A 15741-nucleotide genomic window follows, 5' to 3' on the forward strand; every position below is an offset into this window, starting at 1 on the left:
ATACGTCATGTAAGCGAATACATGAAAAATTAAAATACCCTAATGGGTTTCTAACAACAAAAGGGAAAACAATGCGTAAACTTACCTTTATTGCAGCAGCTGTGAGTGTTGCACTCCTTGCTGGTTGCCAACAAGCACCACAACAATCTGTAACCACCCCAATTGTACAAGCGCAACCTGTACAAAGCGAAATTGACAAAGCCAATGCGTTTTTTGAAGATACCTTTAACCGTGATGTGATGAGCAGCCCGGTTTACCAAACTTACATGGGTATTAAAAAAGATTACGATAAGTGGGATGACGGCAGCGAAGAGCAAAAACTCAAAGACCTCGCTGAAACTAAAGCCGACTTAGTTGCCCTAAACGCGATTAACCGCGACCTGCTAGACGATGCAACTAAAGTAAGCTACGACTTAAAAAAACAAGACTTAGAAAGCTCAATTGCTGACTTTAAATGGCGTTACCACAACTACCCTGTAAACCAAATGTTTGGTACACACTCTATGGTGCCTGCATTTTTAATAAATCAGCATTCAATTAGTAATGTTAAAGAAGCAAAAGACTACATTTCGCGTTTAAATGGGGTGCCTACGGTATTTGACCAATTGGTAACTGATTTAGAAACACGAGCAGACAAAGGCATTATTGCGCCTAAGTTTGTGTTTCCACATGTTATTGATTCAAGCAAAAACATTATTCAAGGTGCACCATTTGAAAAAGGTGACGATTCAACACTTTTAGCAGACTTTAAACGCAAAGTAACGGCACTTGAAATCAGCCAAGACGAGAAAGATGCACTTATCAATGAGGCAACTGACGCGTTAAAATCGGCAGTTAAACCAGCTTACTCAAAGCTTATTAACTACCTAGCACAACTTGAAAAACGTGCTGACGACCGTGATGGTGCTTGGAAATTACCTGAAGGTAATACCTTTTACAATAATGCACTTAAACGCACAACCACCACTGATTTAACTGCAAAAGAAATTCATGCAATTGGCCTATCAGAAGTAAGCCGTATACATGACGAAATGCGTGAAATTAAAGATAAAGTAGGCTTTAAAGGCGACTTAAAAGCGTTTATGCAGTTTATGAAAACTGATAAGCAATTTTACTACCCAAATACAGCAGAGGGTAAACAGCGCTACCTTGACGAAGCAACAGCTATGATCGACACAATGAAAGTGCGTCTTGATGAGCTATTTATTGTTAAGCCAAAAGCCGACCTTAAAGTAAAAGCAGTTGAAGCTTTCCGTGAAAAAGCGGCGGGTAAAGCATTTTACCAACAGCCTGCGCCAGATGGTTCACGCCCAGGTATTTACTACGCAAACCTTTACGACATGGAAGCGATGCCAACGTACCAAATGGAAGCACTGGCTTACCATGAAGGTATTCCGGGTCACCACATGCAAATAGCTATTTCGCAAGAACTAGAAGGTGTGCCTAAGTTCCGTAAATTTGGCGGCTACACAGCCTACATTGAAGGTTGGGGTTTATACTCTGAACTTGTACCTAAAGAAATGGGTATGTACTCAGACCCATACTCAGACTTTGGTCGTCTTTCTATGGAATTATGGCGCGCGTGCCGTTTAGTGGTTGATACCGGTATTCACGCAATGAAGTGGACTCGCCAAGAAGGGATTGATTACTACGTGAATAACACCCCTAATGCCACTTCTGACGGCGTTAAAATGGTTGAACGTCACATTGTAATGCCTTCGCAAGCAACGGCTTACAAAGTAGGTATGTTGAAAATTTTAGAACTACGTGAAGACGCTAAAAAGCAACTTGGCGACAAGTTTGATATTCGTCAATTCCACGATGTAGTGCTAAAAAATGGCCCAGTACCACTTAACGTACTAGAAAACTTTGTAAATGAATGGGTAGCAAGCAAAAAAGCTTAATCCCAATTTATAAAGCTCACTAAAAGGTCGCTTATGCGGCCTTTTTTGTATTTTGTACCAATTGGCAATAATAGGTTAAGCTAAACAAAAAGGTATTTAAGAGGCGCAAAAATTATGGAGTTATGCATACAGTTACTTAACGCACGTATTTCAAAGCATCAATTAAATGAACTTGATAATGACTTTAAGCAGTTAAACCAATCACAACAAACACAGCAGCTTAATCATCTATACGAAAGCGCTTTGCGTATGAGTATTAAGTACGATTTTATGCAAAATGTAGCAACACGTATTTTAGCAAGCAATACCCCACCTGCACCTTTTATTAATCAGTTAACAACCACAGATGCCTTGACGTTTTTTACTCCTGCGCTTAGAGAAAATAAGGGCTTCTTGGCACAAGATACCCAAGGCAATAATGTGTTACACACTGTATTTAAACACGCTAATGCCCAAAAGCTGGCATTTAACTATATACGCTCATTAATGTTATTTGAGTCTAACGATGACTTAGTAAAAGCGCTTGCCCAACCCAATGCTCGTGGCTTAACACCTGTTGCTTGTTATATTGCGTATGCAAATAAACCAAGCACGCCGGTTAAGCATGAATTTTCAGCACTGTTAGCCTTGATGGAAATAGAACAAAAACAAAACCCAACAGCTAAACAGCACTTGGTAAATATATTAAAAGGAACAGATCTTAACGAAACCAGTATTTTACTTAGTGCTGCATACCTGCAACGTTCAACCGCGCAAGTTGCACATTTAGTTAAAGCGGTTTAGGACGTGAGAACCTTGATAGATTAAGCGTTGGCTAATCGAGTAACTATTTTACCAAGGTACCAAATTTGTAACCTAATGAGTTACATAAATACTAAACACACCGCTATAAATTTAACCTAGAATAATAAATAGATCCTAGTCGTTTAAGTAGTATTCAACAGTGGTTACTACTCTTACGTTTTTTATTTGTGGTGTATTTGAATCGCGATTAGTAATACTAAACTGCCCTTGGCGAGCTGTTTTTATTTTTCCTAGTTTTGAATTGGAATCCCTAGCAAACTTGTTAGCTACTTCGCGGGCTTTTTCAGTTGCTTGTTGAACCATGGCCGGTTTCACATCGTTTAGCCCTGTAAAAATATACTCAACACGTGTTTCGTAACTATCTTGTACTATGGCAATATTTTGTTTAGCTAATTGGCTTACTTTGCTCAGCGCATTTTGCACCTTGTCTACAGCGCTAGAATAAACGGTCATATTTGAACGAACAATGTACCTAAATTGCTGGTTTTCATTGCCGTACTCGCGCGCCTGTTTATCAACAATAGATTGGCTACCAAGTGATATTTCGGCGTCATCAAAACCATGCAGTTTTAAAAATGCGATCACGGCAGCGTTTTTTTTCTCAACCCTATTTACCAACTTTTCAAGGTCGTTATCTGCATCGCTAAATTGCAAAGGCCATATAACAGTATCGGCAATCACCTCTTGCTCTGCTAATCCTTTAACTTGTACTGTACGCTCCATTTCTTTTACATTTAGTGCTGCACTTTTTAAAATAAACCCTAAGCTAATTAAGCCTAGGCTTAAAAAAATAGCCGCCAGCACAGTGTGAAAACCAGGTGTTTTAATCACAGTAAACTCCTTGATTGATATCAATAATACGTATCTATAAACTCGAAATAACCTGTTAAACAGGGTACATTGAGACAATGTATAACGCAAAATTTTAAAGCTAAGGAAACGCAATGAGCCTAAAGCGAATTAGTCAGTTTTTTAATCCAAGCTCAGTGGCAGTGATAGGCGCGTCAAATAATGCCTCTCGTGCCGGTTTTGTCGTTATGCGTAATTTATTACAAGGCGGTTTTAAAGGACCAATCATGCCTGTAACGCCAAGCTATAGCGCTGTTCATGGCGTACTTGCATACCCGTGTATTAATGATCTACCTAAAGTGCCTGACCTTGCCGTTATTTGTACCAATAAAAATACCCTGTTCGACATTATTAGCCAACTAGGCGAGCTGGGCTGTAAAAGCGCTATTATTATTGCCGATGGCTTAACGAACGATCAAAAAAGTGCGCTAAAAGCATGCGCCCATAAACACAACGTTACTTTATTAGGCCCTAATAGCTTAGGGCTATTAATTCCCCATATTGGCTTAAATGCCAGCTTTTCTCATACAGTGGCAAGCCCAGGTAAAATTGCCTTTGTGTCGCAATCTGCAGCAGTTTGTTCCACTATTTTAGATTGGGCTAAAAATAAAGATATTGGCTTTTCGTACTTTGTTTCTGTGGGAGGGTGTTTAGATATTGATTTTGATGAGCTGCTCGACTTTTTAGGGCGTGATTCAAAAACTAAAGCTATTTTACTTTATATTGATAACATTGAAGACATCCGTGGCTTTATTTCGGCCGCAAGAGCGGCTGCATTTAGTAAACCTGTTATTGCCATAAAAACAGGAAAGACAAATGCTGGCGCTCTTGCTGCAGAGATCCATTCCGGTGGAAAACAAAGCTCTGATGCCGTATACGATGCGTTATTTCAACGTGCGGGTATGCTGCGCGTTAACGACCTACGAGAGCTATTTGCTGCAACACAAACGCTCGCCATGCACCCAAAATTATTGCAAGTTGAACAGCTCACTATTTTAACAAATGGAGGAGGTCCGGGTGTTATGGCGGTCGATGAGCTAATTCAACGATCTGGGAAATTAGCAGTTCTTAGTAGTGAAACACGCAGTGCGCTTAATCATGTTATTCCCCGCTCAGAAGCAACCTCCAACCCGATTGATATTTTTGGTGACTCGGCACCAGCGCGTTACAAACAAGCATTAGAAATATTATTGCATGCAAAAGAAGTAAAAAACTTATTGATAATACATACCCCATCGGCACTGGCTCCAAGTGAAGACTATGCCAGTGTTATTGTTCAAGCGCTGCAAACGTTGCCCAAAATGGCTCGCCCTTATGTGTTTACCAACTTTATGGGTGAAGATGCTTCATTCGCAGCCAGAAAAATATGCGCTAACAATGCAATTCCTACTTATCGAACACCTGAAGGCGCTGTCGGTGCGTTTATGCACTTGGTATCGTATCGTCGAAACCAAAAACATTTAACGCAAACGCCAGAGTCTAACACTGACGATGGAAAAATAAACAAAGCTGCTGCCACAAGGTTAATAACTGAATATTTAGATGAAGAACAAACCTATCTACCCACTCATAATGCAAGCCAAGTACTAAGCCACTATGGTGTTGAATGTATTGAAACTAAAGTGGCGTACACACCCACTGAGGCAAAAGAGCAAGCAATAGAGCTTGGTTTTCCCGTTGCGCTTAAGCTTATAAGCCCAAGTATTGCTTCTAAGTCTGAAGTCGGCGGCGTGGTTTTAAATCTAAACGATGCCAATGAAGTTGAGCAAACCGCATTTGCGATGCTTATTCGTATTAAAAACACTTATCCGGATGCCACTATTGATGGGTTTTCACTCCAAAAAATGGCACCGCGTGCAGGTGCAAACGAGCTGCGGATTGCAATTAAAACAGAGCCTAATTTTGGCCCCGTTATTTTACTTGGTGAGGCAGGTACAGGGCTTGAGTACGCTCAAGCGGCAGTGGCTCTCCCTCCACTTAATATGAACTTGGCTAAATATTTAATTGCTGCCGCACATGATAAAGGCGTATTAAAAGATCGCATTTTACCTGAAAAGGTCGACAAATATCGTTTATGTGCGTTGCTCACGCGTATTTCACAGCTCGTTGTGGATCAACCCGATATTAGCGCAATGGAACTTAACCCAATACTTGCAAGTAACGGGCAATTTTTAGTACTTGATGCCACCATAACGCTAAATCGATACCAGTCAAAAAGTAACCGCAAACGGTTATGTATTCGCCCCTACCCTATAGATCTTGTAGAAATAGTAACGCTAAAAAATAATACTCAAGCAACGCTTAGGCCAATAAAGCCTGAAGATGAACAAGCCCATAAGGCATTTGATCAATCACTCAATAAAGATGATCGTTACAAACGCTTTTTTGGCGAGTTACCTCAATTTAACCACGATCAACTTGCTAAAATGACTCAAATTGATTACGACCGAGAAATGGCGTTTATTGTTTGCCAACGCTTAGAGGGAAAAACACGTACCTTAGGGGTGTCGCGTGTGATTATGGATCCCGACAACGTGCATGCCGAGTTTGCTATTGTGGTTCGTTCTGACTGCCAGGGCTTAGGGCTAGGTCGAATTTTAATGAATGCTGCAATTAACCATTGTAAACGCCAAGGCGTTGAATGGATTGAAGGTATAACACTACCAGAAAACACAGGTATGATTGAACTTGCCCGCAAGTTGGGCTTTAAAGTAAGCCGCGATTTTGAAGAAGGCAGCATTAACATGGTGCTCAACACAAAATAAACTCAGCCCAATAACTTACGTTATGTTCAGAGCGCCTAAAACCAGTAAGGCGCTATAATATTGCTTTAACAACTTAACGTGCACTGTGCTCAAAAGGGCTAATAACACCATTTTTGATATTTATGACCGCTTATCTATGATCTGCGTGTAGGTTACTACTAAAAATATCTTGCCAGTCACGTACTATAAGCGCTGGTACATCTTCTCTTGGAACAGGCTTACTAAATAAATAGCCCTGAAAATGCTTGCACCCTAACGCGGTTAAAAATAGAAGCTGCTGCTGGCTTTCAACGCCCTCAGCCACACACTCTTTGCCTAAACTGTGTGCCAATGTGAGTGTTGATTCAATAATTGCCTCATCATCAGAATCAATGCCGATGTCTTGAACAAAACTTCGATCAATCTTAAGCACATCTATAGGAAAACGCTTTAAGTAAGTTAGCGATGCATAGCCGGTACCAAAGTCGTCCATATAGAGTTTACAGCCTAACTCTTTTAGCTTTTTCATACTTTGCAGTGCAAGGTTTGAGTCACGCATTAAAATAGATTCTGTTATTTCAAATACAATAGCCTCTGATGGCACGTTAGCATTAATAAGCGCTTTTTTAATCTCTGGCACAAGCTCTATAAATTCAAAATCTAATGCCGATAAGTTAATCGATAAATACAAATCAGGAGATGCTTTTCGCCATTCGTTAAGCTCATTTAATGCTCTGCCAAAGGTTTGTAGCATTATTTTAGTTATTAAACCAACACCTTCAGCCGCCAACGAAAACTCCTGTGTTTGGATTCGTTTATTTTCAGGCCAGCGAAGTAATACTTCAAAGCCTTCAGTTTGATGTGTGTGAGCATTTATAATAGGTTGGTAGTAATTACAAAACTCATGCTCTTGATAGGCTTTTGTTAACTGTGATTCTAAATGAAGGGCTTTTTGAACATGCTGATTCATTTCTTGTTTGTAAAATTGATAATTACTTTCAAGCGCACCTTTGGCATGATAGAGCGCAATGTTTGCCGCCTTCAGTAAGGCACCACTTTGTGTTGCATCATCAGGAGAAATAGCAACACCAATGCTTAAATTAATATTCACTACTTGGTCGTTAATACTTATATTTTGATTCACGCAATCCATAAGTTTGGTACAAATAAGTAATACCTCTTCTATTTGGTGAATATCTTCAACCAGGACCACGAATTCATCACCACCAAATCGTGCAATACTGTCTGATGAACGTAGTGAGCATTTTAATCGCTCTGCAACTTTTTTAATAAGTTCATCGGCGACTTCGTGGCCTAATGAATCATTAAAATATTTAAAGCGCTTAATATTAATATGTAAAAGCGCAGCTTTGCATAAGTGCTTTTGGGCTTGCTCAAGGGCATGCTCAACTCTATCATTAAACAACGTACGATTTGGTAAGCCGGTTAACACATCAAAGTTAGCGAGTTGGTGCAGTTCACTCTCTGCCAGTTTTTGTGCGTGTATATCCGTTAAAATAATCACGTAGCTGCTTAAGCGTTGTTCTGTATCAGCAACCGCACTTATTTTAACTAGCACATGGCGCGACTCTCCATTGTGAAGGCGTACCATATCTTCACAAGAAAAATGCTCCCCTTCTGAGAGCTTTTTCATAATACGTAAGTAATCAACACGGCTTTTAGGCGACATACCTAAGTTTAACGCCCTACTTGAAATGGGCTCTGCAGCAAAGTTAAAAGCGGTTTGCAGTGATTTATTAGAGGCACGAACATTAAAGTTTTTATCGAGAATAAAAACCCAATCACGAGTTTGTTCAAATGCAGCAGTAAATAAGCGTGCGTGCTCTTCAAATACCATTTCACGGGTCATGTTAGTGTATGTACCCGCTACTTTTTGAGGCGTTTTTTCATCCCACTCAACCACTTTGCCAAAGTCTTTATACCAACGCCAATAGCCTTTGGCATGACGTACACGGTATGTACAGTTAAAGTAGCCTTTATCGGTCGACAAAAACTCTAACCACTCTAAACGAAATAGTTGTTTTTCTTGCGGATGTATTTTAGCCAAGTATTCATCAAGGCTTACAGTATCGTGCTTATAACCCAGCTCATTAATTAAACGAGGCTGATAAATACTTGGATTACTTGACTGCCAATCCCATACGCCAGACTCACTGCCTTCAAGGGCAAGCTTTAAACGGGACTCACTGTCTTTACTTTCTTTATGCGCAGCCAATAAGATACGTTGAATTTTATTTCGTCGCCTGACCCACATTGCAATAAAAAATAAAAATAAAGCGCCGTATAACACCATAAAATAAGGCGCACGCCAAAGTGGGTATTTAACCTTTATTTTTAATGTAGCTGGCTTGGTAAAAATTCCCGTTAAGGGGTCTTTAGCCCAAACTTTTAATGTATAACTACCAGGGTTTAACTTAGGAAATAGTACTCGGTTGTTATTTCTTGCGTAGGTTTTTTGCCCGTTATCAAGCTGGTACTCATAAATAATACGTTCTTGATTACTAAAAGCCATTGCAGAAAAAGCCACTTCAAGACCAATGTCATCGTGGTTTAAAACGACTTCATTCAGAGGTTGCCTTAAATCGCGAGATAACTCTCGAGACATTAAATTTACCCGCGTTATATTTACATGCTCTATAAGCGGCTTATAACTTTGGTTTTCCATTGGATGAAAATACGTTATTCCTTTTAACCCCCCATATACAATGCGGCCATCATTAAGCTGCGCCATTGCTGAGCTATTAAATTCAGCCGATAAAAGCCCCTCGGCTGTACTAAACTGCTGAAAGTGGAGCGTTTCTGGATTTAAACGCCAAATTCCTTTATGGCTACTCATCCAAATCATACCGTCGTCGTCAAGCACCATACTGTAAAGTAATGTACCTAGTTTATTCTTATCAAGATCAATAGTATGAAGGTGTTCATACGTTGATGAATCAATACCAATTAAGCCAAAGTTAGAAAGAGAGATCCACAACACGTTGTTATTATCAATTACGTATGAAAGCACACTAATTGCAACGTTTTCATGTTGTTTGGGTACTTTATAAATCATTTCTAACGCAAGGTTGTTAGGGTTTAATTGATATAAAATACCGGCATTAAAAAAGAGTGGCCAATCAGGCTTATTCGGTAAAGCGGGTAAAAAACCATGCGCTAAAAAAGGGTTAAATTGTGCCAACTCACCGCCCAATCGTGTCACAATTTTGGTGTCTATATTATAAACAAACGCGCCATGGTCACGATGCATAAAATATAAATCGCCATTTGGCATTAAAGCAACACCGTGTACCCACCCTGAGATATGATCTTGGTTTGCCGCATTTTTTGTTATAGGTTCAGTGACTTGGTACGTATTTGGATCAAAAATATACAAGCCTCGATTTGTATTAAGCCAAAGCATATTTTTATAGGGCATAATTTGCCAAACACTAAACTCGCGTGTGTAAGCGTCAGCTTTATAATCTTTTAAATATACTTTGCTGGTATTGGTTTTTAAATCAACCTCAGTTAAGCCATTATTGGTTGCAAGCCAGAGCTTTTCGTTAAATTCAGTTATTCCCCATATTGAATGGTGAGATAAACCTGCGCCACCCAGCACACTGCTATCAACATTGTTAAAATGATACGTATCTTTTGATAGGTAAAAGGCACCATCACTTTTTGTGGCCACCCATACGCCACCAGACTTATCTTTGGCCATATCAATAATACTGGTGTCGGCTAAGGTATATTTACTTTGAGTGATTCGTGTATTTTTGATTAACTCACCACTGTTTAAATCAAATTTGAATAACCCTTTGTCTGTCGCAAGATCGATTTCACCTTGGTTGTACTCTATTTTCCACACATTTAGGTCGGCAAGTAGCACTTTATTTTTGAATGCGATATCGGGACGTTCAAACATGCTTGGTAAATCACTAATATCAACCTGATACATACCTTTGACCGTACCGACTAATAATTGGTTATTTTCACCCAACTCAAACGACTTAACATTATTTTGGTAAACATGCGCCGCCTCGCCTTTTAAATGCTGTAATGGACGAGTTAAATCATTAGCAATATCATGAACGTAAGCACCGTGAGAGGTCGCTATAAAAATGTAACCGTTATAATGAAACAAGCTTCTTACTAATGTATTTTTGTATTCTTTAGGCAGCTCAAAAACAGATTCAATCACACCGCTTTGAATATCGAGCTTCGCAAAATCTCGACCTCGTCCAATCCATAGTGTTTTTGAATCAGCCGCTAGCATGGTAAATACTGATTGATTAAAAATTTGCTCTTCGTTGCTTGGAGGACTTAAAAATTGCTTGTAAGTATCAGTGGCTGGATCATATCTAAAAAGACCCTCGAGTAATGAGGCAATCCAAATATAACCGTCTACGTCTTGGTATATTCTGTCAATAATTGCTTCTTCTAGCTCTCCATTTGGGCCATTAATCGGGGTTACTTGATACCCATCGTAACGGTTTAATCCCCCTTCGGTAGAAAGCCACAAATACCCGTTATTATCGATGAGTATGGTATTAACGTAGCTTTGTGATAGGCCTTCACTGGGTGATAAACGCTTAACTTGTGCACCAGCCTGGCAACTCACTATAGTTATTAAAACTAAGCAGCAACTTAAAATCCAATTAACGCCCTTACTCATGGTCATTCCATATGGTTTTTTATTTTTATGGGTACTCTAGTGCGACAATATTACGGTGCTTATACATATCAAAAAGTACGTGTAGCTCAGCAGTATATGTTAACACTTGGTTAAAACCAATACTGAGGTATAAATCGACTATGTTTTTAAATGCAAAGGTATAAACATGCATGTGTTGATGCTTCAAAAGATCAGTTATTAATTGCTTTGCTAGCCCTTTTGAGCGGTGTTCTTTGGCAACATAAACCGTGGATAAAAACAAAAAATTGGATTTATGTTGCACCCTACATGCAGCCACTATTTGCTCATCTAAGTATATAACCCATACTTGATCTTGCTTATTAGCGCGCCCGCTAGCCCCATGTAGTTTGTAAAATTTATTTACTAAGGGTGTTTTTACTTTATCTAATAATTGGGTGGTATACATTTTTAACTAAGCATTAGTGCCAAATATTGCTCAAACTTTTGTTTTAATACCGTTTGCTCTGCTATTGGACGGCTATGGATTGTATTATAAACTTGCTCGCGTGTTTTTTTATTACGCTTAATTTGGTATGCCCAAAATGAGGCTTCATAGTCGAGCTGGATTTGGTACTTATCTTCACGTGGTAATAAACATAGGTTAAAACTCACAGGATTTCCTCATTCTTTATATGGCTTAGGGTGTAATACATAGCTTGCAGTGCTGGGCAAAAAGCAAGCACCTTGTTATTATACGCGTCTTATTAATTTATCTCAGCAGTAATTGGAAATGATAATGCAAAGTCGCTTTAGTGTATTGTTTCTATTAACGTGTTTTATGTTGAGCACGGCATGTTTTGGCAATCAAAACACGCTCACATTTAACCGCCCTGATAACGTACCGCAAGCAAATTATGTTCTTGAGCTTCTTACACTCGCCTACAAGGACATAGGCTACGAAATACACCTTATCGATTTTAATCCCCAAAATGCTCTTCGCGCTGCTAATAATGGCACACTAGACGGACAGTTGGGTCGAGACAACAGTATAGAGGTAGATTTTCCTAATTTGCTGCCTGTTAACTACCCATTGTTCAAGTTTAAATTAATACTGTATAAAAACTGCCAGCAAAGCATATTAAACCGGCTCGATAACGTCGCTATTTTAGCTGATTGCCCCATACAAGCACAGTACATAAAAAATACGCAATTTGATGGTAATGTAATTGAAGTAAAAAATATAAGTACGCAACTAAACCTGCTTACTCAAGAAAAAGTAAAAGGTATATTGCTACTCGATTTTGCATCTGACAGTCTACCAATCCAGCATCCTGATGTTTGCTACCAAAAAGAGACACTACGTGTAACACCTGTTTATCATTACTTAAACAAACAAAATGCGCACCTAATTGAAGGCTTAGAAGCGGCACTCAATAAACTTCATAACAATGGTACGGCTTATGCGCTTAAAGCTAAATACAATATGTATGATTAAAAATCGAATCCGTGCTGCTTTGCCGTGTTAGTTGCACTTTCAGCTTGCTGTTTTTTGAGAAGATATCGCTTGTAGCGCTGCTGACATAGGCTCAAAACTTTTTTCTTTTGTGCATTGGTTAAAGAGTTCCATAAAAATCGCTCGTCACGACTACGGTAACACCCTTTGCAATACCCTCTATTGTTAACTAAGCAAATACTTTTACAAGGACTTGGAATATCAAATATTTCAATTTGTTGCATAGCATACACCGCTTAGTTAAGGTCATACTTGCAGTATAGCGTTATTTTTAAACAAAAAAAAAGTAGCAATACTATTGCTACTTTTTACTTTATTTACTTAATGCTAAAGCGATTCAGGGCTTTTAACATTTATTTGTGCTTTACGATGAAATGGTTTTGCATACATAGCCAATACAAGTGGCTTAAGCTCTTCAGGTACCTGCGCAATACGTTGTTCAAATGTTGCCGTATCTGGAGAGTTAATTACCGACTCTTTACAACCACCAGCAATATAATTGCCTGGATGTAAGTAAAATGAATCTATTATTTGCTGGTCAATAGTGTTAGCAAGTTCCTCAGCGCTATCGCATTGTGACTCAATAGGCTGCCCAAAAGCTAAATGAACATGGCCCTTTGCCGTACTAAAGCCCTCAACAATGCTTAAAATATCTTCACCCACCGACTTAACATATTCACCATGTTGTTGCTTATGATAAAGCTCTTTAGCTTTTGCTATAGCACATGGCTCATATTGATAAGAAATAGACACAGGCACAACTTTTAACTCTTTAATGTATTCACCAAACTCTTTCTTTTGCTTACGGCCATTAAGTTGCAACATTTTTAGTAATGCAGGATCGGTTTGATCAAAGCCATCTTTAGCGCGCCCTTCTTTTTGTGCAATCCAAATGGAGTGCCCGCCCATTAGTGAGTCATAAATATACGATGACAATTGCGTAAGGGCTTTTAGCATTTCTTTAGGGGCTTTAGCTGAGCGCTTAACAATAAAGCTTTTATTTAAACGCATCAGCTCTGTTATGTAGGGTATCTGCAGTAAATTATCGCCAATAGCTATTCGTACCGTTTTCATTTTATGTTGGTATAACCCCCAGTTAACAAGCGCAGGATCAAGCACTATATCGCGGTGGTTAGAAACAAATAAATAAGCCTGATTAGGATCTAATTTATCTAAACCTGAAAAGGTGACTTTTGACGTGGTGCGTTTTATAAGTTTATCTAAATACTTAGCAACTTCATTTTGAACATCTTCAACGCTCGTTACTTTTCCCCACTTTTTGCGTAGTTGGCTTCTTACCAATGGGCGGGCAATAAATGGCACTGCTGATAGAAAGCGCGGTAGATTATACTTAGCAATGACATCTATAAATGCATCATCACTCATTAAACGCGCTAATGATGCGTTAACCTCATTGTCGTTGTAAGGTCTTATGTCTGCGTACTTGTCTTCTAATTCACTCATTACTGCATCTATAAAGTTAAAAAACGGCACGTAAAATACGTACCGTTTGTTTTATTGGTTTGAGTATAACTCAGGCAAACTGAAATGCGAACTAAGTCAGGCTATTGCATTTTTATAAAAACTAACAAGCACTCTAAAAAGTACATATATAACAAATAATTAAGTAATGCTCTTACCAGTTACCTTTCGCTTTGCTTGTAATGCTATGACAACTAAACGCAGAATAAGTGCGATTAAAATTACACCACAAATAAAGCTTAGCCAATATGGCAGCACCTGATGCTCTTCACCAAGTTGCGGGGAAACAACAAAGCCAAACTCAGTTACTAAATAATCCGTTAAAAACCCAAAAATCAATGCAACCCCAATAACCCCTGTCAAATAAGCGAATACAGCACGCTTGCCAAGCTCATTAGCTACAACACCTAACGTAGCAATATTTGTTGCCGGCCCTGCGAGCATAAACACTAACACCGCTCCAGGCGATACTCCACTCAATAACAAGCCTGCAGCAATAGGCGTAGAAGCAGTGGCACAAATATACATGGGTATACTGATCAAAATCACCACAAGCATGGCAACAATGCCACTGCCCCACTGTGTTAAAAATGACTCTGGAACATAGGTCTGTACCAACGCGGCAAAGAATAAACCAATCATTAACCAGACCATGGTATCCGACAGAAGTTTATTGCAGCTAAAACTTATCGCTTGTTGTACTTTCTGCCATTGACTTTGTAGTGCCTTGTTTGGTTTATCACAACAACTGGTTTGAACTTTAGGCTCCGCCGTTTTAGACGCACAACAACTGGTTTGAACTTTAGGCTCCGCCGTTTTAGACGCACAACAACTGGTTTGAACTTTAGGCTCCGCCGTTTTAGACGCACAGCAACTGGTTTTTGTTTGAGCACCTGCCGCTGGCTTAGTCTGCAGCCTATCGGTATCTCGCCCAACTAACACACCTGCAACAATAGCACTGCAGATAGCAGCTATGGGACGAATAATAGACATAAACGGACCTAATAACACATACGATACTGAAACAGAATCAACCCCTGTTTCAGGCGTCGACACTAAAAACGCAGTAGTGGCACCTTTTGAAGCACCGGCGCGTCTCAATCCTATTGCAGCAGGAATAACACCACATGAACACAAAGGCATTGGCGCACCAATTAAAGCCGCTTTCACTGTGGTCAAAAAGCCTTCTTTACCTAAATGTTTATTTAAAAAATTTGTCGGTAAATATACATTTAATAACCCAGCAATCAGCAAACCAAGCATTAACCAAGGGGCAGATAATAAAAATAACTGCCAAAAATTATTAAGTAAGTCCATCGATGTCCTCCAAGGTTGTTAATATTGAACAGTTATAAGCGGGTTCTTGTCCACCACAGCACTTATCTGCCAGTATCGATAGCGATTGATGAAAACGTGTTAGCTCAGCAATACGCTCTGCAACTAGATCGCGTTTTTGTATCGTTAAATCTTTCACTTCACGGCACGAATGCTGGTGTTTTTTAAATTTAATTTGCAGTAACTCTCTGATCTCTAACAGGCTAAAACCAACATTTTTAGCACGCAAAATAAACTTCATTTGTTTGAGAGCTGCCTTATCATAATCGCGATAACCTGCCTCGGTTCGACTTGATGGCGTTAACAAATTGTGTTTTTCATAGTATCTTAGGGTATCTGTTGAGACACCTAACTGATTTGCAAACTCACCTATTTTCATTTGTTTCTCCAATGAGTATATTCTCAACTGATGCCAACTATAAACCTTAGAGCACACACCAAGGTCAAGTATTAAAATTTATTTTATTTAAT

12 protein-coding genes are annotated in these 15741 nt (G+C 39.2%); 4 read left to right on the forward strand and 8 right to left on the reverse strand.

The features are described 5' to 3' along the window. Nucleotides 1-71: 71 nt before the first annotated feature. Complete coding sequence (locus MTP24_RS13570; RefSeq protein ID WP_006793198.1) at nucleotides 72-1904, forward strand: DUF885 domain-containing protein; 1833 nt, start codon at nucleotides 72-74, stop codon at nucleotides 1902-1904. A 114-nt stretch (nucleotides 1905-2018) separates the two neighbouring features. Continuing rightward, nucleotides 2019-2687: a hypothetical protein gene (locus tag MTP24_RS13575; RefSeq protein WP_243531661.1), complete on the forward strand. Its 669-nt coding sequence runs from the start codon at nucleotides 2019-2021 to the stop codon at nucleotides 2685-2687. Nucleotides 2688-2822: 135 nt separating this feature from the next. Here MTP24_RS13575 and MTP24_RS13580 read toward each other — a convergent pair whose 3' ends face one another. Beyond that, nucleotides 2823-3539, reverse strand: a complete 717-nt coding sequence (locus MTP24_RS13580) for an SIMPL domain-containing protein (protein WP_010556584.1) — start codon at nucleotides 3537-3539, stop codon at nucleotides 2823-2825. 113 nt (nucleotides 3540-3652) lie between these two features. Between MTP24_RS13580 and MTP24_RS13585 the strand changes: the two genes are divergently transcribed. Then, nucleotides 3653-6322, forward strand: coding sequence for a bifunctional acetate--CoA ligase family protein/GNAT family N-acetyltransferase (locus tag MTP24_RS13585; protein WP_243531663.1), 2670 nt, complete (start codon nucleotides 3653-3655; stop codon nucleotides 6320-6322). A gap of 130 nt (nucleotides 6323-6452) precedes the next feature. On the opposite strand, the gene MTP24_RS13590 is transcribed toward MTP24_RS13585, so the two are convergent. From MTP24_RS13590 to MTP24_RS13600, 3 genes are read right to left on the reverse strand one after another with little or no spacing between them, the layout of a single operon-like run. Next, entirely contained in the window at nucleotides 6453-10979 is a 4527-nt protein-coding gene (locus MTP24_RS13590; protein ID WP_243531665.1) for an EAL domain-containing protein, read from the reverse strand. 25 nt (nucleotides 10980-11004) lie between these two features. Then, on the reverse strand, nucleotides 11005-11406 hold the full coding sequence (locus MTP24_RS13595; protein WP_243531667.1) for a GNAT family N-acetyltransferase: 402 nt from the start codon (nucleotides 11404-11406) through the stop codon (nucleotides 11005-11007). A 2-nt stretch (nucleotides 11407-11408) separates the two neighbouring features. Further along, nucleotides 11409-11612: a DUF3283 family protein gene (locus MTP24_RS13600; RefSeq protein WP_243531669.1), complete on the reverse strand. Its 204-nt coding sequence runs from the start codon at nucleotides 11610-11612 to the stop codon at nucleotides 11409-11411. A 124-nt stretch (nucleotides 11613-11736) separates the two neighbouring features. Between MTP24_RS13600 and MTP24_RS13605 the strand changes: the two genes are divergently transcribed. Next, nucleotides 11737-12435 carry a transporter substrate-binding domain-containing protein gene (locus MTP24_RS13605; protein WP_243531671.1) on the forward strand — a complete coding sequence of 233 codons (699 nt, stop codon included), beginning with the start codon at nucleotides 11737-11739 and terminating at the stop codon, nucleotides 12433-12435. Here the strand turns inward: MTP24_RS13605 and MTP24_RS13610 are convergent. The 4 genes from MTP24_RS13610 to zntR form a co-directional block, all read right to left on the reverse strand. Beyond that, the gene (locus MTP24_RS13610; protein ID WP_010556589.1) at nucleotides 12432-12677 is read right to left on the reverse strand and encodes a DUF1289 domain-containing protein; all 246 of its coding nucleotides are present in this window, start codon (nucleotides 12675-12677) and stop codon (nucleotides 12432-12434) included. The two genes, MTP24_RS13605 and MTP24_RS13610, sit on opposite strands and share 4 nt — an antisense overlap. A 103-nt stretch (nucleotides 12678-12780) precedes the next feature. Further along, nucleotides 12781-13917: a 1-acyl-sn-glycerol-3-phosphate acyltransferase gene (locus MTP24_RS13615; RefSeq protein WP_058433151.1), complete on the reverse strand. Its 1137-nt coding sequence runs from the start codon at nucleotides 13915-13917 to the stop codon at nucleotides 12781-12783. A 159-nt stretch (nucleotides 13918-14076) separates the two neighbouring features. Continuing rightward, entirely contained in the window at nucleotides 14077-15252 is a 1176-nt protein-coding gene (locus MTP24_RS13620) for an SO_0444 family Cu/Zn efflux transporter (protein WP_243531673.1), read from the reverse strand. Next, on the reverse strand, nucleotides 15239-15649 hold the full coding sequence (zntR, locus tag MTP24_RS13625; protein WP_006793210.1) for a Zn(2+)-responsive transcriptional regulator: 411 nt from the start codon (nucleotides 15647-15649) through the stop codon (nucleotides 15239-15241). The genes MTP24_RS13620 and zntR overlap by 14 nt, the downstream gene beginning before the upstream one ends. Between the last annotated feature and the right edge of the window lie 92 nt (nucleotides 15650-15741).

This window comes from Pseudoalteromonas sp. APM04, assembly GCF_022809815.1.
GTDB lineage: Bacteria > Pseudomonadota > Gammaproteobacteria > Enterobacterales > Alteromonadaceae > Pseudoalteromonas > Pseudoalteromonas marina.

Excerpts from the sequence above, each read along its gene's own strand:
- MTP24_RS13615 (WP_058433151.1), bottom strand. The coding sequence starts at position 13,917 with ATGAGTGAATTAGAAGACAAGTACGCAGACATAAGACCTTACAACGAC.
- MTP24_RS13570 (WP_006793198.1), top strand. The coding sequence starts at position 72 with ATGCGTAAACTTACCTTTATTGCAGCAGCTGTGAGTGTTGCACTCCTT.
- MTP24_RS13575 (WP_243531661.1), top strand. The coding sequence starts at position 2,019 with ATGGAGTTATGCATACAGTTACTTAACGCACGTATTTCAAAGCATCAA.
- MTP24_RS13620 (WP_243531673.1), bottom strand. The coding sequence starts at position 15,252 with ATGGACTTACTTAATAATTTTTGGCAGTTATTTTTATTATCTGCCCCT.
- MTP24_RS13585 (WP_243531663.1), top strand. The coding sequence starts at position 3,653 with ATGAGCCTAAAGCGAATTAGTCAGTTTTTTAATCCAAGCTCAGTGGCA.
- MTP24_RS13590 (WP_243531665.1), bottom strand. The coding sequence starts at position 10,979 with ATGAGTAAGGGCGTTAATTGGATTTTAAGTTGCTGCTTAGTTTTAATA.
- MTP24_RS13595 (WP_243531667.1), bottom strand. The coding sequence starts at position 11,406 with ATGTATACCACCCAATTATTAGATAAAGTAAAAACACCCTTAGTAAAT.
- MTP24_RS13605 (WP_243531671.1), top strand. The coding sequence starts at position 11,737 with ATGCAAAGTCGCTTTAGTGTATTGTTTCTATTAACGTGTTTTATGTTG.
- MTP24_RS13610 (WP_010556589.1), bottom strand. The coding sequence starts at position 12,677 with ATGCAACAAATTGAAATATTTGATATTCCAAGTCCTTGTAAAAGTATT.
- zntR (WP_006793210.1), bottom strand. The coding sequence starts at position 15,649 with ATGAAAATAGGTGAGTTTGCAAATCAGTTAGGTGTCTCAACAGATACC.